The organism is Candidatus Flexifilum breve (assembly GCF_016713355.1).
The window spans coordinates 125,156-144,019 of record NZ_JADJPI010000035.1 but is presented as its reverse complement, the minus strand read 5'-3'; the positions used below and the strand labels follow the sequence as shown (position 1 = coordinate 144,019).

Annotated in this window: 19 protein-coding genes; 12 read left to right on the top strand and 7 right to left on the bottom strand. The window is 56.8% G+C overall.

What is annotated here, in order from left to right; all coding sequences use genetic code 11:
- The first annotated feature begins 55 nt into the window (after nucleotides 1-55).
- Both rseP and IPK17_RS23530 read left to right on the top strand, forming a co-directional pair.
- Nucleotides 56-1,498 carry an RIP metalloprotease RseP gene (rseP, locus tag IPK17_RS23535; protein WP_343420140.1) on the top strand — a complete coding sequence of 481 codons (1,443 nt, stop codon included), beginning with the start codon at nucleotides 56-58 and terminating at the stop codon, nucleotides 1,496-1,498.
- Nucleotides 1,499-1,502: 4 nt separating this feature from the next.
- Complete coding sequence (locus IPK17_RS23530) at nucleotides 1,503-2,495, top strand: HEAT repeat domain-containing protein (protein WP_343420139.1); 993 nt, start codon at nucleotides 1,503-1,505, stop codon at nucleotides 2,493-2,495.
- A gap of 47 nt (nucleotides 2,496-2,542) precedes the next feature.
- Here IPK17_RS23530 and IPK17_RS23525 read toward each other — a convergent pair whose 3' ends face one another.
- Nucleotides 2,543-2,869 (bottom strand): SCP2 sterol-binding domain-containing protein, encoded by a 327-nt coding sequence (locus IPK17_RS23525; RefSeq protein ID WP_343420138.1) that lies wholly within the window; start codon nucleotides 2,867-2,869, stop codon nucleotides 2,543-2,545.
- A 109-nt stretch (nucleotides 2,870-2,978) separates the two neighbouring features.
- Here IPK17_RS23525 and IPK17_RS23520 point away from each other — a divergent pair, with 109 nt between their 5' ends.
- Genes IPK17_RS23520 through IPK17_RS23510 form a run of 3 tightly spaced genes read left to right on the top strand, consistent with a single transcriptional unit; the run spans nucleotide 2,979 to nucleotide 6,549 of the window.
- Complete coding sequence (locus IPK17_RS23520) at nucleotides 2,979-4,223, top strand: TolB family protein (protein WP_343420137.1); 1,245 nt, start codon at nucleotides 2,979-2,981, stop codon at nucleotides 4,221-4,223.
- Between the two features lies 1 nt (nucleotide 4,224).
- Nucleotides 4,225-5,772 (top strand): LasA N-terminal domain-containing protein, encoded by a 1,548-nt coding sequence (locus tag IPK17_RS23515; RefSeq protein ID WP_343420136.1) that lies wholly within the window; start codon nucleotides 4,225-4,227, stop codon nucleotides 5,770-5,772.
- Between the two features lie 39 nt (nucleotides 5,773-5,811).
- Entirely contained in the window at nucleotides 5,812-6,549 is a 738-nt protein-coding gene (locus IPK17_RS23510) for an SH3 domain-containing protein (protein ID WP_343420135.1), read from the top strand.
- A 63-nt stretch (nucleotides 6,550-6,612) separates the two neighbouring features.
- Here IPK17_RS23510 and IPK17_RS23505 read toward each other — a convergent pair whose 3' ends face one another.
- On the bottom strand, nucleotides 6,613-7,032 hold the full coding sequence (locus IPK17_RS23505; protein WP_343420134.1) for a HesB/IscA family protein: 420 nt from the start codon (nucleotides 7,030-7,032) through the stop codon (nucleotides 6,613-6,615).
- A gap of 93 nt (nucleotides 7,033-7,125) precedes the next feature.
- Entirely contained in the window at nucleotides 7,126-7,764 is a 639-nt protein-coding gene (locus IPK17_RS23500; RefSeq protein WP_343420133.1) for a helix-turn-helix transcriptional regulator, read from the bottom strand.
- Between the two features lie 123 nt (nucleotides 7,765-7,887).
- On the opposite strand from IPK17_RS23500, the gene pheA reads away from it, so the two are divergent.
- From pheA to IPK17_RS23475, 5 genes are all read left to right on the top strand, one after another.
- Nucleotides 7,888-8,742 (top strand): prephenate dehydratase, encoded by an 855-nt coding sequence (gene pheA, locus IPK17_RS23495; RefSeq protein ID WP_343420132.1) that lies wholly within the window; start codon nucleotides 7,888-7,890, stop codon nucleotides 8,740-8,742.
- 3 nt (nucleotides 8,743-8,745) lie between these two features.
- Complete coding sequence (gene asd / locus IPK17_RS23490) at nucleotides 8,746-9,837, top strand: aspartate-semialdehyde dehydrogenase (RefSeq protein ID WP_343420131.1); 1,092 nt, start codon at nucleotides 8,746-8,748, stop codon at nucleotides 9,835-9,837.
- A gap of 64 nt (nucleotides 9,838-9,901) precedes the next feature.
- Nucleotides 9,902-11,104, top strand: coding sequence for an NAD-dependent epimerase/dehydratase family protein (locus tag IPK17_RS23485; protein WP_343420130.1), 1,203 nt, complete (start codon nucleotides 9,902-9,904; stop codon nucleotides 11,102-11,104).
- 82 nt (nucleotides 11,105-11,186) lie between these two features.
- Nucleotides 11,187-12,497 (top strand): histidinol dehydrogenase, encoded by a 1,311-nt coding sequence (gene hisD, locus IPK17_RS23480; RefSeq protein ID WP_343420129.1) that lies wholly within the window; start codon nucleotides 11,187-11,189, stop codon nucleotides 12,495-12,497.
- A complete protein-coding gene (locus IPK17_RS23475) occupies nucleotides 12,494-13,720 on the top strand; it encodes a phosphotransferase (RefSeq protein ID WP_343420128.1) in 1,227 nt (408 codons plus the stop codon). Before hisD ends, IPK17_RS23475 begins: the two co-directional genes overlap by 4 nt.
- Here the strand turns inward: IPK17_RS23475 and hisG are convergent.
- The 4 genes from hisG to IPK17_RS23455 all read right to left on the bottom strand — a co-directional run bounded on the left by hisG (nucleotide 13,717) and on the right by IPK17_RS23455 (nucleotide 17,164).
- The gene (gene hisG / locus IPK17_RS23470; protein ID WP_343420127.1) at nucleotides 13,717-14,718 is read right to left on the bottom strand and encodes an ATP phosphoribosyltransferase; all 1,002 of its coding nucleotides are present in this window, start codon (nucleotides 14,716-14,718) and stop codon (nucleotides 13,717-13,719) included. The two genes, IPK17_RS23475 and hisG, sit on opposite strands and share 4 nt — an antisense overlap.
- Nucleotides 14,715-16,055: an ATP phosphoribosyltransferase regulatory subunit gene (locus IPK17_RS23465; RefSeq protein WP_343420126.1), complete on the bottom strand. Its 1,341-nt coding sequence runs from the start codon at nucleotides 16,053-16,055 to the stop codon at nucleotides 14,715-14,717. Before IPK17_RS23465 ends, hisG begins: the two co-directional genes overlap by 4 nt.
- Before the next feature lie 85 nt (nucleotides 16,056-16,140).
- Nucleotides 16,141-16,845, bottom strand: a complete 705-nt coding sequence (locus tag IPK17_RS23460) for a L,D-transpeptidase (protein WP_343420125.1) — start codon at nucleotides 16,843-16,845, stop codon at nucleotides 16,141-16,143.
- Between the two features lie 28 nt (nucleotides 16,846-16,873).
- Nucleotides 16,874-17,164, bottom strand: coding sequence for a hypothetical protein (locus IPK17_RS23455; protein ID WP_343420124.1), 291 nt, complete (start codon nucleotides 17,162-17,164; stop codon nucleotides 16,874-16,876).
- Between the two features lie 67 nt (nucleotides 17,165-17,231).
- On the opposite strand from IPK17_RS23455, the gene IPK17_RS23450 reads away from it, so the two are divergent.
- Nucleotides 17,232-18,470 (top strand): SH3 domain-containing protein, encoded by a 1,239-nt coding sequence (locus IPK17_RS23450; RefSeq protein WP_343420123.1) that lies wholly within the window; start codon nucleotides 17,232-17,234, stop codon nucleotides 18,468-18,470.
- A gap of 15 nt (nucleotides 18,471-18,485) precedes the next feature.
- Nucleotides 18,486-18,842, top strand: a complete 357-nt coding sequence (locus IPK17_RS23445; protein WP_343420122.1) for a response regulator — start codon at nucleotides 18,486-18,488, stop codon at nucleotides 18,840-18,842.
- Nucleotides 18,843-18,864: the final 22 nt, after the last annotated feature.

The following is an 18,864-nucleotide window of genomic DNA, read 5'->3' as shown; positions in this document are numbered from 1 at the left end:
CGTATTCAGCCGTATAATGTTGGTCAGGTTAGAGACCATATAAAGGCCACCTTGGATGTTGGATTTTCTGGTTGGAAACGACGCGCTCTCGGCGATAGTAGCGTTCGTACTCGTGTTGATCCCGGCAGTGTTGATCCACGAGTTGGGACACTTTCTAGCTGCAAAATCGGTCGGGATCACGATTCTGGAATTTGGTATCGGTATGCCGCCGCGCATGGTAAAGCTGTTCACACTGGGTGGAACCGACTATACCCTGAACTGGCTGCCCTTGGGGGGCTTTGTGCGCCCGCTCGGCGAAGATATCGTCGCGCAGAAAGGTTCTGATGCGACTGAGCAGGACCGCATGGAAGCCGAACAGCGCGGCTTTGAGAAGACGATGTCGGTGAATGAAGCGAAGCCACTGCCGCGGATCTGGTTTTTCTCGGCAGGTGCCATTGCGAACTTCATTCTCGCGTTCATCATGTTCGTCATCATCGCCCTGATGGGTGTTCCAGAAGTGACAGGCGGTTTGGTGAGCGTCGAATCGCTCACAGCCAACTCACCGTTGGCTGCATCTGGTTTGCAGCAGGGCGACATCATCGAGTCGATCAATGGTGAACGTTTCGCGAGTGATGATGAGCTGATCGAGCGCTTGTATGCGCTCAACGGGCAAGAAGTCACTCTGGGTATCGTGCGCGGTGAGAGTCAAGAAGCAATCTCGCTGACCTTTACGCCGGAATTCACGGGGGCTCCCGCGGTCAACAACACGTACCCGCTGGTTCTCGCTGTAGCGGAGAACTCTCCGGCCGCAAATGCCGGTCTGCAGGACGGCGACATTGTGCTGCGCTTCAACGGTGAAGAACTGACTGGAATCACATCGCTTCAGACGCTCACCCGCGAGCATCTCGATCAAGAAGTCACGCTGAGCGTGCTGCGTAATTATGCCGAAGAACTCGACATTACGCTGACGCCGCGCGCCAATCCACCGCAGGGTGAAGGGGCGATGGGCATCAACATCGGGGAAGCCGGGCTAGAACAGAACCTGGGATGGGTGTATCTGCAAGGGGAAAAGCGCGAACTCGTCTCGCAGACGCTCGGCGGGGCTATCAGTTACTCGTTTAGCCGTATTGGCGGCGTGGTCAACGAGATCGCGAGCATTCCCGGGCGCATCATCAACCAGACAGCCGATCCTAATTCGCTGCGTCTGACGAGCCCGCTGGGTATCAGTCAGGCAGGCGCGGTCTTTCTGCAAGAGAGCATCGAGCAGAATCAGCCGGGCATCATCCTCGAATTCATGGCGCTGATCAGTTTAGCACTGGGTTTGACGAACCTGCTGCCGATCCCGGCGCTGGACGGTGGTCGCATTCTGTTCGTCCTGATTGAACTGGTGCGCGGTCGGCCAATCGCGCCCGAACGTGAAGGTATTGTCCACTTGGTTGGGCTGGCGCTCCTGCTATCGCTGATGGTAGTTGTGCTGCTCAATGATATCGCCAACCCGCTCACAGATTTGCTGAGGTAGGGAATTGACTAACTACGATCTCGATGATCAGAGCCAAACCCAACGTCCGGACATTGAAACGACACTCAATGATCTGCGCGATGGGGAAGAAAACAACCATGTTGCCGCAACCGTCTTTTACGGGTTATCGGGGCTGCAAGCGGAAGAATTGACCGCGCTCAGTGCACTGTGGGACAGCCTGTCGCCCGATTATCGGCGGCACGTCGTCAGCGAACTAGCCGAAGCCGCAGAGACGAACTTCGATCTCGACTATGACGTACTCGGTCAGTTTGCACTGAACGACGATGATGAAGATGTGCGGGAAGCCGCGATTGAACTGCTGTGGGAGAACAACTCACTCAATGTCATGGAGCGCCTCATCGATATGGCGCACAATGACGCGGCGACCCATGTGCGTGCAGCGGCAGTGAGCGCCCTCGGCAGCTTCATCCTGTGGCGCGAACTCGAAGAACTGCCGATTGAGGAGACCATATCGGCGCTCGACACAGCTCTAGAACTGCTCAACGATCCTGAGGTCGATGTGCGTCGGCGCGCACTCGAAGCAGTGGCCAATAGCAGTCACGAAATTGTCGCCAGCGCTATCGAAGCAGCTTATAAGAGCGATGAGCACAAGATGCGCGTCAGCGCCGTCTTTGCCATGGGGCGGACAGCCGATGAAACGTGGCACGACGAGGTTCTGGCCGCGTTGCAGAGCGATGATTCGGAATTACGCTACGAGGCAGCCCGGGCAGCAGGCGAACTGATGCTTGAAGATGCGATCAAGTATCTGCGCAAGGTTGTGCTGGACGACGACCGGGAAATTAAAGAAGTAGCCATCTGGTCGCTGGGTGAGATTGGCGGCGCAGAGGCAACTAAAGTGCTGCAGCGGTTGCTGAAGGATGCCGAAAACAGCGACGACGAAGCGCTGATCGATGCCATTGAAGACGCACTGGGCAGTTCGACACTGGGCAGTGCCTCGTTCTACATGTTGCAGCACTACGACGACGACCAGAAGTAACGAACATACAAGAAAAAACGCCCGGTTTGGTCCGGGCGTTTCTGTGTTTAGCTGATGAGCGGCATCAATTTGAGAGCGAGGTTTGTATCGCCTTGAATTTTGATTTTGCCCGTCATGAACGCCTGCATCGGGTTTGACTTGCCGGCGATAATCGCCAGAAAATCATCGGCGTTAGCCCGCAGCGTCATCTTCGGGTTTTCCGCCTGTCCCTCACCGTGAGTCGCGCCGGTATCTGCGATGCGCAGCCAGTACATACCACCATTATCGCCGCTCAGATCGAATTGAATGGTCGCGTTGATGCCTTGCGACTTGCTGGGGTCGAACTTGTTGACCATCGTCTGAAACAGACCGGCGATTTCTTCACGTGATGCCATAATCATGTACTCCTCAATTTAACGTCTCTCTTAGACGCTGTGTCGAGAAAAAACTCAGGGTAGTATACAATTAAACGAGGTAAAGCTCAAAATTGCTCAGGGGGAACTTATGAAGCGAGCGGTTAGCGCTTTCATCATGCTGCTCTGTCTGCTGAGTGGCGCGGTTAATGCCCAAGATGCGAACCCGTTCATACCGGGGAAAATCGCGTATGTTGGCAGCGACTTCAACGTGTATACGTTAAGCGGCGAAACTCGCACCGCGCTCACGGACGATGCGGGTCTCGACGGCGACCGCGTACGCTATTACCAATTTCCGACGTGGGCGACCGATGGCCGCTTGGCCTATTTTGAGGGTGAAATCACCGCGCAGCGTCAGATTACAACCGAGGTCTTTGTCTCCGCCGATGGCCTGACGCCCGGCGCGAGTGTATACGTCGGCACCGATGAGAACTTCACGTATGCCTATTGGTCACCGAGCGCGTGTGGCGCAAATTGCTTTGATCTGGCGGTGCTGCTCGGTTCCGGTCAGCAAAGCGGGTTCCTTGTGAACGTGATTCGCGATGCCGTCGACTCACCGAGCGTGACGCAAGTTGGTACGGGCGCGCCGTTCTACTACAGCTGGAGCCCCGATGGTCAGCGCATGGTGTGGCAGCGCAATAACCGCCAGATTGATATCTACGATGTCACCACCAATGAGATTGATCGCACCCTCGATGTCGCTCCCGGCGAGTTCTTTGCGCCTGCTTGGTCGCCCGTCGACGACCGGGTCCTGTTCGGCGTCGCGGGTGACGCTGGCACGGATCTGGCGGTCGAAGCCAACGGTGAACTTGAGACGCTTGCCGAAGGTTTGGCCGGACCCATTCGGTTCGCGTGGTCGCCGGATGGCAACCTGATTGCCTACAAAGACGCTGAAAATGCGCTGGTGGTTATCGATGCGATCACGGGAGAGCGCATTGCTGCGTCCGACACCGCCGACGTCGTCGCCTTCTTCTGGGCGCCTAATAGTCAGCGCATCGCCTACGTGACGCTGCCGTCGGACACGGGTTCATTTAGCGCTAAGCCCAGTGCACAAGATACACAGCTCCCGGTACTCAGTTGGGCCATTCTCGACGTTGGCAGCGGCGCAGTCCGGCGTTATGGAGAATTCACCCCAACATCTGATGAACTCTATGTGCTCAGCTTCTACGATCAATTCGGGCAGAGTCATCGCATCTGGTCGCCGGACAGCCGCCATCTCGTCTACAGCGAACTGAACGCGGACGGTGTGCCGCAAATCATGCTGTTAGATACTGAGTCGAACTTCGTGCCGCTGTCCGTCGCCGAAGGCTTTGTTGCCGTCTGGAGTTTTGAGTAGCGTGTACAAGCGGTATCTCCCGTGGGTGTGTCTGGCGCTCGCTGCTCTAGCGTGCGTCAGACTGCAGCCCGATAGCACGGTCGTCATTACGGCGACGTTTCAAGGCAGTACACCGGGCATTGTGCAGTCACAGGTTCCAGCGCCGATTCCGCTGCCGCAGGGAACGCTGATTGTCCCAACGCCCAATCCAACCCGCAATTTGGGGGCAGCATCCGGCGCGGGAGAGTATGTCGTGCAACCTGGCGACTCACTGAGCGGCATCGCAGCGCAGGCCGGTGTGAGTCTGGAAACGCTGCTGGCGCTGAACAATCTGGTCGATCCCAATATCATCGAGGTTGGTCAGGTGATTTTGCTGCCTGCGCCGCCCGACGAGTTTACGAGTGCGCTGAAATTGCTGCCCGACAGTCGCTTAGTGCGTGCCCCGGGCAGCAGCAGTTTCGATGTCTTCGCTTTTGTCGCCAGCCAACCGGGCTACATTCGCGTTGCGACCGATATCGTTAAAGAAGCCACATATACGGGCGCGCAGATTGTACAGCGTGTCGCACTGGAATACAGCGTCGATCCCCGCTTGCTGCTCGCTCTGCTGGAGTTCAAGTCGCAGTGGCTGACGAACGCCAATCCCAGCGATCAGGCGAAAACTTACCCCATGGGCGCTCCAGCATCGCCACTCGGTTTTGACCGCAACGGCCTGTATCGTCAGCTCACTTGGGCGGCTGATCAATTAAATCTCGGTTACTACGGCTGGAAAGTGCGCGGCCTGCAATTACTCGAATTTGAGGACGGTACGCGCTTGCAGTTTGCGCCCGACCTCAATGCGGGAACGGTCGGCCTACAGTACATGCTGGCTCAGTTCACCAGCTATGCTGCGTGGCAGCAGCAGGTGAGTGCCAGCGGTTTCCTGCAAACGTATGTCGGTTTGTTTGGCGATCCGTTTGCTGGAGCGATCGATCCGCTTGTGCCCGGCGACATCACACAACCTACGCTGACATTCCCATTTCCCAGCGGCGAAACGTGGTATTTCACAGGCGGTCCGCATGGTGGTTGGGGGAGCGGCAGCGCGTGGGCGGCCATCGACTTTGCCCCCCCAGATGACATCACTAAAGTCTCGTCAGCTTGTTACCAATCCGCTTTCTATGCGACGGCCGTGGCATCTGGTGTGGTTGCGCGCACTGACGAAGGCACGGTAATCCTCGATCTTGACGGTGATGGGGACGAATCGACGGGCTGGACGATTCTGTACCTACACATGGCGGCGCAGGATCGCATTCAGGCCGGAACCGCAGTAAGCGTTGGGGACCGCATCGGCCATCCTTCGTGCGAGGGCGGCTTTTCGACGGGAACGCACATGCACATCGCGCGACGCTACAACGGGGAGTGGATCCCGGTCTCGTGCGACGCATGCGCCGACCCGCGCCCGGCATTTAATCTCAACGGATGGACCGTCGTCGGGTATACGAATCAAGAGTATCAGGGGTACATGTTCCGCGGCAGTGACCGCCGCGTCGCTGATCAAGGCCGCACCAACACCGAAAATCAGGTGGCATGGTGATATAATGGTGCGCGTTTGTCCAATAAGCTGCGAGTTAAAATGATTCGTCGTTTAGCCATTGTCACGCTGATCTTGGTGTTTACCGCGGGCGGAATTCTCGCTCAGGATGCGACGCCAACACCCGCCGTGATCAACCTGTCGGCGGCCGCACCCGTCGCGCCCGCCGTCGAATCTGCAATTGCGACGCCAACGCGCACCCCGGCACCACCAAGTGGCGCGCTACTGGAAGCGAAGGAAATCGCCAATGTCCGCGCCGAACCCAGTACCGAGGCCACGCAGCTCGGTACGATCCGCGCCGGGGAGACCTACCGGATCATTGGTCGCTATGTGCGCTGGTTGCAATTTGAATTCCCGCAGGCGCCCAACGGACGTGGTTGGGTGTATGACGAGCTGGTAAACATCACCGGTGATGCCAGCACGATTCCGGATATCGACCTCGCGGCACAAGCGACGCCCGATCCGCTGTTGGACGGCCTCACGCAGACTGCGGCGGCTATCACCCTGACTCCCGGCGGCGGTCTTACGGCAACGGTTGTCGCCCGCGTCGGCGTGATCAGCACCAATGAAACCCCAACGCGCGAAATTCTGCCCACGTTCACATTTCCACCGGAAATGGTCGCCATTGCGCCGACCGCAGGCGTGGCGGAGACAGCCACACCACAGCCCATCAGCGTACCACTGGCTGATGGCACGGCATTGCCGCCCCTTGTGCCGATTCTCGTGCTGGGGGGGCTTGGATTAGTCGGGCTTGCGCTGAGTTCCCTCCGGCGAGGGTAGGCCAGTCAGCCGGCAATAAAAAAAGGCGACCAAGCGGTCGCCTTTTTTGTACTCATATACTCGTCAGTGACTGCAGCTTCCGCAGCCACAGCCCGAGTCTTCAGTGTCGGCACTGTCCTTCGACTTGAAGGAGTGGCCGCAGCCGCAGCTCGACACCGCATTCGGGTTATCAATCCGGAAGCCCCCGCCCATCAAGCTGTCGACGAAATCAATCGTCGCGCCCTCAAGGTACATCAAGCTTGTAGGGTCAACTACCAGGCGGACCCCATCAGCCGCATCGACAACGGCGTCGAATTCACGCGGTTCCTTCTCAAACGACATGCCGTACTGGAGGCCAGAGCAACCGCCGCCCGACACAAAGACCCGCAGAGCATAGCCGGGAATGTTCCGCTGCTCAAGCAGCGAATGAATCATCTGCTGCGCCGCGGGGGTCACGGTCAGAATTTGAACGTCAGTCGTGATCAGTGGGTCGTTGACAACCATGAATAATTTCCCCTCTCAAGCTCTCATTGTGATTGTGCTGATAGTAGCATAACTGACCACAATCGTCAATTAAATAGACGATCATCATGAAAATTAGTGTTCATTTGTCATGACCGGGATCATATAGGAGCAGGTCGCATCACCGTCCGAAACGTGGGTAATCCGGCGCGGCACGATCCCGAGCAGGGAAGAAATCAATCGCATATCCATCTGACACAGCGTACCCGACTCGTCGCCCAGACCGTGATAGGGGCAGTTCGATGTCGTGAGGAGAAACCCATCGTCCGCGCGTTCCCAATTCGCCTCGTAACCGTTCTGGTTCAAATAGTCGACCACGGCATCGAGACGATCCACGAGCGGAAGGTTCGGAACGACCGCCTCATGCGCCATAGTGTCAGCTACGCCTTCCAGAATCACGTTGATGCTGTCCTTCGGCAGCTGCTTTTGCAATTCAGTGAGCAGACTGGCCGCGAGACGCTGGTAATTGTTCGGAAACAGGTCCTTAGCTTTCTCGGTCAGGGCGTACACGTACTGCGGGCGTCCCGGCGAACTCCTGCGCTTCAGTTCCGGCGAGGTGATGAGTCCATCCTCCTGTAAGCGCATCAGATGGTGGCGGACAGTGACAGCCGTGATGCTCCCCCGGCGGCGCTGTAATTCGTCGACGATTTCATCTACCGTAGCGTGGGAACGTCGTCGCAGAATATCGAGTATCAACCGCCGCGTCTCTTGCATAGCATCTATGCCTTTGAATAAAACTCATGCTGATGATAAAAATAGTGTAGCATTGTCTAATTCCCCCGTCAAATTTGACGAGAATCCGACGGTATGTTACGCTTGCGCCTCGCTTTTCTCGTGATGGAGGAAATCATCTTGCAGGAATGTGTCGCCTTTCAAGGCATCCACGGCGCTTACTCGGAACAAGCCATTCGTCAGCACTTTGGCGACACGGTCACGACTTATCCGACTCCGACTTTAAGCGACTTGTTTGAGACGATGCAGTCACGCAAGGTGAAATACGCCATGCTCCCGGTCGAAAATGCGCTCGCCGGTGCTGTGAATCAAGCCTATGAACTGCTGATGGACTCCGATTTACGCATTCAGGCCGAGGTCATTCTCCATGTGCATCATGCCCTGCATGCGCCAAAAGGTGTAACTATCGACCAGATCAAGCGCGTACGTTCCCATCCACAGGCGCTGGCGCAGTGTGACAAATTTCTCAAGCGTCACAAAATTGAGCCGGTGCCGTGGTACGACACTGCGGGTTCGGCGAAGGATTTAGCCGCGGAGACCGCTGACGGTGAAACCGGCGCGATTGCGAGTGCGCTCGCGGGCAAGCTTTATGGACTGGATACCCTCGCGTCGGAAATTGAAGACGTTCCTTTCAATTTTACACGCTTCTTCCTGCTGGCTGATGACGATCCGCAGCACGGAGAATTCAACAAAACTTCACTGGTGTTTGCGACCCGTAACCGCCCGGCAGCGCTGTATGAGTGCCTCGGCGAGTTCGCACAGCGCGGCATCAACCTGACTAAAATCGAATCGCGTCCCCGGCGGAACCGTCCCTGGGAACCGATTTTCTTCCTCGACATCGAAGGACACTGGCAGGACCAGCAAGTCCAGGAAGCCCTCGCGCGTCTGCTTCAGCGCGCTTCATTCGTGAAAATGCTCGGGTCTTACCCGGCTGTCAAGAACCAATCCGTAGGAATCTAACTTATGCAGAAACTTGATGTCGCAGTTCTGGGCGCAACGGGCGCCGTCGGTCAGCGCTTCGTACAGCTGCTGGATAATCACCCTTGGTTTCGCGTCGCTGAAGTGATCGGTTCCGACCGCAGTGCGGGTCATCGCTACGGCGATATCGCCCGTTGGATTCTCGATGGTCAGCCCCCGGCCTCGGTTGCCGACTTGCAGGTCAAGCCGCTTGATGCAGAGCTTACGTCGCCGCTTGTATTCTCTGCACTGCCAAAAGAAGCCGCCGAACTCCGTGAATTCGCGCTCGCCGAGGCAGGGCATGTCGTGAGCACAAATGCGTCGGTCAACCGGATGGTCGACGATGTGCCGCTGCTGCTGCCCGAAATCAACGCGGACCATATCGGTCTGATCGACGTTCAGCGCCGCCGCCGTGGTTGGACCACGGGCGCGCTCGTTGCCAATTCCAACTGCACGATTATGCCCGTCGTGATGAGTCTGGCGCCGCTGATGCCGTTTGGCGTCACAAAAGTGATGATAGTGAGCGCGCAGGCGATCAGCGGCGCAGGTTATCCCGGCGTCCCGTCCCTCGATATCATCGACAATCTGGTTCCCTACATTGGCGGTGAAGAAGAGAAGGCCGAGACCGAACCTCTTAAGATGCTTGGGCACTTCGACGGTGAACGAATTCTTGATCTGGATGCGATCGCCAGCGCGACGTGCACCCGCGCGCCCGTCATTGATGGTCACTTGGTTACGGTGGCGGTCGAACTCCGCGACAAGCCGTCGCTTGAAGCCGTAATTGAGGCGTGGAATTCGTTCCGTGGCCCGGACCCCGTGCCGTCGCTGCCAAGTGCTCCCGCTCAGCCAGTCATCTATATGCCGCAGGCGGATCGTCCGCAGCCGCGTCGTGACCGTAACGCAGGGAATGGTATGGCTACTTCGGTTGGTCGCCTGCGTCCCGATCCGCTGCTCGGCTACAAGTTTGTCGCGCTGTCGCACAATACCATTCGCGGCGCCGCGGGCTGCGCGATTCTCAACGCCGAATTACTGGCAGCACAGGGGTATCTCGGTGACTTTCAACCGGTCAATCGTAACGTGGAGTTAACACGCTCCTAACGTAGCTTTCGCGCGCTTTTGGGGTTTCTAATCAATGTTGAGTATCTGCGTGGAGGCTTAGTTTATGCGTGTTTTCATTGCCGGTGTTGACGGCTATTTGGGGTGGGCACTCGCACAGTATCTCACGGCCCGTGGACATGACGTAGCTGGGGTGGACAACTACGCGCGGCGTCAGTGGGTTGACGAGATGGGCAGCGTCAGCGCAATCCCGATTTACAGCATGCCCGACCGTCTCGCGGCGTTCCGTGAACACTACGGCAAGGAGCTGTTGTTCCGCGAAGGTGATTTGCTCGATTACCAGTTCCTGCGCGATTTTCTCTCGGACTTTCAGCCGGATGCGATTGTGCACCTCGGCGAAATGCCGTCGGCGCCGTATTCGATGATCGATCAGGCGCATTCAATCTATACCCACACGAATAACGTCAATGGCAGTCTGAATGTGCTCTGGGCGATGCGCGAAGTCTGCCCGGAAGCGCATCTCGTCAAGCTGGGCACGATGGGGGAATACGGTACGCCGAACGTGGATATTCCCGAAGGCTTCTTCGAGATTGAGTATCGCGGTCGTAAAGACCGTTTGCCATTTCCGCGCCAGCCCGGCAGTTTCTATCACCTGACGAAGGTGCACGATACCAATAACACGATGTTCGCCTGCCGCATCTGGGGCTTGAGCGCCACCGATATCATGCAGGGCGTGGTCTTCGGCACGCAGATTGACACGATGGGCGCTAATCCGGTGCTTCGGTCACGTCTCGACTTTGACCAATGCTTCGGTACGGCGATCAATCGCTTTGCCTGTCAGGCGGTAATCGGTCACCCCCTCACAGTCTATGGTGTCGGTCATCAGAAACGCGGTTTCTTGCCCATGCGCGATTCGATGCAGTGCCTGACCATTGCCATCGAAAACCCGCCCAAAGCCGGGGAGTATCGTGTGTTCAACCAGTTCGAGGAATGTTATACTGTCGACGAATTGGCCGAAAAAGTGCGTGAAGCCGGGAGTGCTGTGGGTCTCGACGTGGATATCGAACACTTTGATAACCCACGCACCGAAAAAGAAGAGCATTACTACAATCCTGATCGCCAGCACCTAATCGATCTCGGCTATAAGCCGACACACGATGTCGTGGCCGAAGTGAAGATCATGCTGCAAGATTTGCTGCCGCAGCGGGATCGCATCATGGCCAAGCGTGAGATCGTCGTCCCCGATATTCGGTGGGATGGCACGCGCCGCCGGTCTGGTGTAATTAGCGCCTCGCCCGTCAAGTCGTAGTTCTGACACGATTGTTTTGCCGGTTACAAGCGCGGGGTGCCATTGGACTCCGCGCTTTTGTTTTGTTCAAGGGAGACCTCCGTTGATCCAGTTTCTAAAACTTGCCGAACTTTCTGCCGAGGCGCGCGAAAAGCTGCTGCGCCGCGCGGAAAAAGATATCCGTGATTTGTTTCCGTTAGCCCAAGAAGTCATTGACCGTGTCGCGCGTGAGGGTGATGCCGCAGTCGTGGACTATGCCCGCCGCTTCGATGCCAAGAACTTCGAAGTCTCGATGCTGCGTGCCACCCCTGAGGATTTTGCTCAGGCGCGGGCTGCTCTCGAACCGGAGGTGATCGCGGCGATTGAAGCTGCCCACGAAAATATCCAGCGCTTCCATGAACACCAGATGCCAGAACCCATGTGGTTCACCGAGGTACAACCGGGGATTATGGCAGGTGAGAAGGTGACGCCTGTGACCAGCGCCGGTTTGTATGTACCCCGGGGCAAGGGCGCGTTCCCTTCGGTTATGTTGATGCTGGCGACACCGGCACGCGTGGCGGGCGTACCCCGCGTCATCGTTGTCACGCCGCCCACGCCCGAGGGCAAAGCCGATGCGGCGTCACTCGTCGCGGCGGAAATCTGCGGTGTCGATGAGGTGTATGTCGTCGGCGGGATGCAGGCTATCGCAGCGTTGGCCTACGGAACGGAGACCATCCCGAAGGTGGCAAAGCTGATTGGCCCCGGCAGCAGCTATGTATCGGCGGCGAAACGTCTGCTGTATGGCACGGTTGATGTCGGTCTTCCGGCTGGTCCGAGCGAGTCGATCATCCTGACCGACGAAACTGCCGATGCCCGTCTGGCTGCGCTGGATTTGCTGGTCGAAGCCGAGCACGGGCCGGAATCAGCAGCGATCCTCGTCACGCATAGCGAGGAAGTCGCTCGGCAGGCGTTGGAGATTCTCCCATCGTACATCGCCGAACTGCCTGAATGGCGGCGCGCCTTCGTCAACAACGTGTTATCGAACTACGGTGGCATCGTCCTAACCAACAGCCTCGACGAATCGATTCAATTTGTCAACGACTATGCGCCGGAGCACCTCGAAGTGCTTACAAGTGAGCCGTTTGTGACGCTGGGCAAGCTCAAGAATGCGGGCGAAATCCTGCTCGGTCACTATACGCCCATACCGACGGCTAACTACTGCCTCGGTTTGAACGCGATTCTGCCGACAGGTGGTTTTGCGCGCAGCTTCTCGTCCGTCAGTGTCTGGGACTTTCTCAAACGCACGGGCGTTGGCTATTTGTCGGCAGAAGGGTATCAACGCCTCCAGGGCATTACCGCGACGTTGGCCGACTATGAGGACTTTCCTGCGCACGCCATGGCTATCCGTAAGCGCAATCAGATTCTTGGAATATGAGCGATATTCTCGCACAAATTCAGGCGCTTCAATTCACCGATAAGGCGGCAGCAGAAGGCCTGCTGACCGCCTTTCTGCGTGACACCCTGAAGCTGGATGTCATTGCGGTTGAACTGCGTCCGTTGGCCGTCTCCCTTAATTCATTTAACGGCTTTATGACTCTGGCGGAGGGACGCCGACTATTCTTCAAGACGCACATCGAAGCCGATGGCATTCTCAACGAGTATTATCACGCGGGTCAACTGGCTGAGGCGGGCTATCCGATTCTCCAGCCGATCTACAGCTCAACCGAAGCGGGTAAGCAGCTTCTGATCTATGAGGTGATCAGTGAACCATCCGTTTTTGACGTAGCGTGGGCGATTGAAAATGGTGACGAGACGCACTTCGAGGCCTTGCGCGTCGGACAGAATCAGCTCGACGATCAACTCTTCCAGGTTTATCTCAGCACGCTAGCGTGGCAGCCCGCGCAAGCCGCAGCGAAAGCGCCCGTACATCAGTTGTTCTATCATCGCCTGACAGGTGGTCGCCTAGCGCGGTTCTACGCGCCGGAGACAGCCATTCGTCTACCCAATGGCGACCATACAATGGAGAAAGTGCGGCGTGCCCGTTGGACGATTAACGGCCAGCACTACGAACAGACACTCGATGACGTCATTTCACGGGCTATTACGCTGCTCACTCCGGAGCAAGCAGGTGCGGCGGTTGTCGGTCATGGCGATGCGCATAATGGCAACGTCTTCTTTCGGCAGCCTTCACTCCTGTACTTCGATCCGGCCTTTGCCGGACGGCATCATCCACTGCTGGATCTGACCAAGCCGCTATTTCATAATGTATTCGCCATGTGGATGTACCATCCGCAGATGAAAGCAGCACAAACCACACTCACCTTGGAACGCAATGGCGATGACTGGCAAGTCACGCACGACTATGCCGTCCATCCCGTTCGTGATTTGTTTCTGCGCAGTAAGGTCGAGCGGGTGCTCGTTCCCACGCTGCGCGAACTCCAGCAGCGTGATTGGCTGACGCCGCATTGGCGCGCCTATCTGAAGTCAGCGCTGTTCTGCTGCCCATTCCTAACCATGAATCTCACCGACACTGCCAAGTTTCCGCCGGCAATCAGTTTGCTGGGTCTGGCTATGTCGATCGAGATGGGTGCCGAAAGCGTCGGAACCCGCAGCAGGATCGATCAGACGTTGGATGAAGTAGAACAGGCGCTGAACTAATCAGCGCCTGCGAGGAACTCTTGCAACTTGTTGAAGGTGGGCGAGCTCTCCAGAAACACATAGCGCACCGGGATCACTGAAGCCTGTGTCCCTCCGAGCTCCCGAAGATATTCGACGGCGGACAGCAAATTCTTGTTCGACACGATGATGGTGACGGTGTGCCAACCACCCTCGGCGCTGTAGATCGGCGCAATTGTCGGGCCCTGCAGGCCGCGTGTAAGCGGATTTTCGACGATCCGGGCGGCAATGGTGTCGACGCTGTCGCCCCGCATGTTTACAGTGACCTGTGAATAGCTTCGACCTTGCAGCGCTGCATCGATGTGTTCGAGCATTACCCGCGCCGCATTCAGAACCACCGGATCTTGCAGTGCCTGTCGATTGCCCACCAAACACGCCTGGGATTCGACAATCACGCCATCAGACAGCGGCTTAAGGTGATTCTCGCGCAGCGTCGTACCAGATTGCATCAGGTCTACAATCACATCGGCATAACCGATCGTCGGCGCGACTTCGATTGCCCCCTCGGCATTGAGGATGGTGAAGTGGTGAATACCTTGCTCATGCAAGTACTGGCGGGTCAGGTTGGTGAACGTCGTGGCCACCCGTAGGTTTCGCCGCTTATACTCGCGAAAATCAAGCGCGACTTCGGCTAAATCGACGATACTCTCCACATCCACCCACGACTCAGGCACGGCGACCAGTAACTTGCAGTATCCATAGCGCAAATCAGGATGAATGACGATCAGATCGTCATGGGGATGCTCACGCACAACATCATAACCCGTCACACCGAGTTGGGCGGTACCATCCGACACTTTGTAGACGACATCGGTCACACGTTGAAACAGAACATCGACCGATGGAATCGTCGGGATCGAGCCGGTGTACTGCCGCGGATTCGGTTTATCCACACGCAAGCCACAATCGCTCAGGAAACTGAGTGTAGGGTCGGCAATCGCGCCTTTACTTGGCAGGGCCAGCGTTACGCGATCCATCATTGCAAATTCTCCACGAGTCGGCTGAGTTGATCGAGCTGATAGTCATTTCCGGCATGGCGTAAGCTGCCATCCGCATTCACCGTAGCGGCAGTGTCCGCTTCCGCGTCAGTCTGCGAGATAATTTCGGCGGGAATGCCGTTGCGCCGCAGCATCTGCGCCCACTGCACAGCCTCAACAGCCCGGTTCGGCGCAAAACTTATCGTCACAATTTGATCGAACTCGGGCTCGATCGCTGTAGCCTCCACCAGTTGGTCAACATAGTAGGCGAAACCCACGGCCGGAGTCTCATGCTCACCGCCGATCAGGCGCGTCAGCTCGTCGTAGCGACCGCCGCCCGCAAGCAGCACATCGCCGTGAATTTCGAAGACAAGCCCAGTATAGTAATCCCAGTTGCGAGCCAATCCCGGCTGAATGAGCGTACGTTCTACAGGGATGCCGTAAACGCTGAGCAGCCTGATCGTTTCCCGCCACTGTTCCAGTGTCTGCAAGGCGTCTGCATCTTCGGCGTCAATAAGGCGCTCGATCTGCTGAAACGCGCTTTCGGCATCACCGATGATGGCGCTCCAGAGTTCGAGGAAGTCAAGCGCCGCGACGATTTCGCTGCGTTCGGCGGCGCGCTGACGCTTTTGCAGCAGACGACGCACAATGTCATCGCGAGTGCGACCGCCCATGGCTGTCCCATGCTGCGTAGCATCCAGCAGTACGTCGAGCATTTGCTGGGTGTTAACGACATTGAGATCGACATCGGCGGAAGCCGATTCCGGTCGAATTAACAGCAGTCGATCCAGTTCAGCCAGAATGCGTTCTTTGCCGTACTCCTTCAACGTGTGGAGATGATTGAGCAGGAAGCGTTCTGTGCGCGCATCAAGGTGATAGCGTTTGAGGAGTTGACGCATGAGTTGCACGTGGCCGATAACGATGCGCCAATCCCGAATACCAACATCGTCGAGACCGCTGGCGGCCATCGCCATGATTTCAGCATCCGCAGACACACCAGCCATGCCAATGAGTTCGGCGCCCAGGCTCATTTTTTGGAACTGGCCGCCGTCATCTTCAAAGGTGGCTCCAGCAAACTGCCAGCGCGCAATTGAGGTTCGCTGTGAGGTGAGGTAGGCGTGTGCGGCGGCGGCGGTGAATTCTGGGCGTAGGGCTAGTTGCTGACCAAAACGTTCAAAAGTGAACAGCCGACCGATAATCTGATCGCCGGCGCGGGTGAGAAACAAGTCGGCCGAGTCGAGGATCGGCGTTTCCAAGATAGCGTAACCAAAGCTGCTCATAACCGCTTGTAAGCGTCTAATGAGCCAGTTCGTCTGTTCAAAAGTGCGGCGCTGCTGCACGCTCCTAAGCCCCCTCTGTGACAATGAGACCTAGATTATGAAATAGTCAGGGAATAAAAAAAAGCCCCTATACGGGGCAGATTGTCTAGCGATATTGTCCACTGCTGTACACGTACACGGCCGCACCGGTATCTTCGGGAACGGTCAGGTCGATTTCGTCCGCCGCCCAGTTGTATAACCACTGCGCATCTGTGATCGACAGGTTCACGCAACCGTGACTGTGGCGATAGCCGAAACCATCGTGCCAGTAAGTGCCGTGCAGGCCGATATCATGATCGAAGTACATCGTCCAGGGTACTTCTTCCAGATAGTAGAAATCCGGCTGACCGTCGGCGCCGCTCATCACGGTGCGTGGATAACGAACGTATACGTGAAACAGACCTTCGTTGGTCGGCCAGTCGGACAAACCCGACGAGATGAGTGTGGCAAAGACAGGCGTGTTGTCCTCATAGGCAATTGCGACCTGCTCGTACAGGTCAACGCTGACCCATTTGTGCGTATCAATCTCAGCCGAACGTTCCACGGGCAGTATTTTCGCGACCAGCGTCTGGTGTACCCATTGATCGACGCCAATCTGATACCAGCGCCAACCGTCAATTTCGACGAAGCTGTACAGGTTCACCAACGTGTAGCGCAGGACGGCGAGGTCGCCCTCGGTGGGCTCGGCGCCCGGCGTGCGGCTCGGCACAACATTGACGAGAATCCATGCTACTGGATATTCCGTGTCTTCGGTGATCAGCACGCCAGCGAATCGCGAAGGCAGAGCTTGGCGCAGGTTCTCGGTGAGCACCCATTGCTGATCATTGATCAGGGTCCAGTTATACTAGTTGGCTGACCACGTTACCATTTGGCGCATCATAAATATCAATTGGATTCAGCACTCGCTGATAGATGCGATCAGTGACGGCTGTGTCATTGGTTGCCAGTGGCTCGACGAGCGGTTCGGGATAGGACGCGATGGTGTCGGGCGAAAGTCCTGCGCACAACCCGGCAGTATCGCCTTCGCAGTTGTCAGCCAAGGCTGGAAGAACAAATACCACACTCAGAATGAAAAAGGCCAAGAATAATCGCCTGCGCATCGGATGTCCTTTGAGAATAGCTGTTATCATGCTGCTTTCTTTATAGCAGAAGTGGGGGAAACGCTTCAACGTCTGTTACCCTACGTATTCTCGCCGGATGTCCTACAGCGAAAAAGCCGAATTTATCTTACAATATTCGGTGTTCATGCAGATTCGACTTCTGGGGGGAAATCTTGTGAAGAAAATAGCGCTGCTCGTCGTCTTGCTCTCATTTGTCTTTGGAACGGTGATTTACGCTGGTGGAGTAGGGCAGCAGCTAGAAATCCCACTCCTCGTCGTCAATACCAGTTTTCTGAACGCGCGCAGTGGGCCCGGCCCACAGTTCACCGTTATCACGACTTTGGTCGGCGGGACGGAATTACCGGTGCTCGGCAGCAACAGTGATCAGACGTGGTACTTGGTGACCACCGCTGACGGGAACGCGTGGGTCGACGTGTCTTTCACTCTTGCCCGTGGTTCCTTCGCCTATGTGCCAGAAATCGAGGTTCCGGCCGCACCGGTCGCTTTGGCTACGCCGCTCACTATCGGCCTGCCCGGTACTGGTTCGGCCAGCACCGGAGGAACGCAGCCGGCTATTGGATCGACGAGCGACGAGCGCTATCGGGCCGTGCTTCAGGTCAGTTCGGTTAATCTGCGTAACCGACCCGCAGAACAGGGTGGGGTCATTGCAACCTTATTCCGCAATGACGCCCTCGACTTCGCGATTCTTGGTATGGCCAACACCGCTGGGGTCAACTGGGTCCAAATCGTCGTTCCGAATGTTGGCATCGGTTGGATCGAAGCGCCGAAAGTGGCGATGCGCTTGTCGGCAATCAATTACCAGGTCGTCATTGTGACCGCAGGCCCCGTGAATCTCTTATCTGCGCCGGGCAGCACCAATGCCAGCCTGCCGCCACTCTTCAATGGCGAAGAAGCCTTTCTCATTAATGCTAGCGGCAACCTTTATCAAGTAGAATTGGGGAATGGATTGTCTGGTTGGCTGCCGGTGAATACTGTCACCATTCGCACGGGCACCACCTCGGATGTGCTGCACGGAACGACGCAGGTCGCTGCTGCCGACGTGACGACTGCGGCTCAATCGTCGCCGATTCCGGTCCCGGTGCTGGAAGCAGGGCGGGTGGTTATCAACACGAGCTACCAGAATGTACGCACAGGCCCGGGACCCCAATATGCCTCGATCGCCGTGGTTGCCGGAGGTACTGAACTGCCAGTCGCCGGTGTAACGGAAGATGCGTCGTGGTATCTGGTGACTGGGGATTTCGGTCAGGGCTGGGTCTCCCAAGAGTTTGTAGTGTTCCGGGGCGCGTTTAGCGCGGTTCCGGTGATTGCTTATTAGTTCGGACGAGGTATCATGCGGATTATCTACGTTGAGGACAACTTAGCCAATGTGGCGCTCATTGAGCGAATTTGCCACATGAATAACGACGAATTGGTCACCTATAGCGAAGCAGACAGCGCGTTACAGGAGATCAATCCGGGGACTGCCGATTTGATCCTGATGGATCTGAATCTGGGTACGCGCAGCATGGACGGTCTTCGGCTCACCCGGTTGCTGCGCCAGAAAGGCGTCAGCGAACCGATTATCGCCATCACCGCCTACGATACGATGGGCTACGCCGATCAGTACGTAGCGGCGGGCTGTAACGACTATGTGCGCAAGCCAGTATCAGTCCGGAGTATGTTGAACCTCATCAACGGATATCGCTAAGCCTCCCAAGACCCCGCCGACC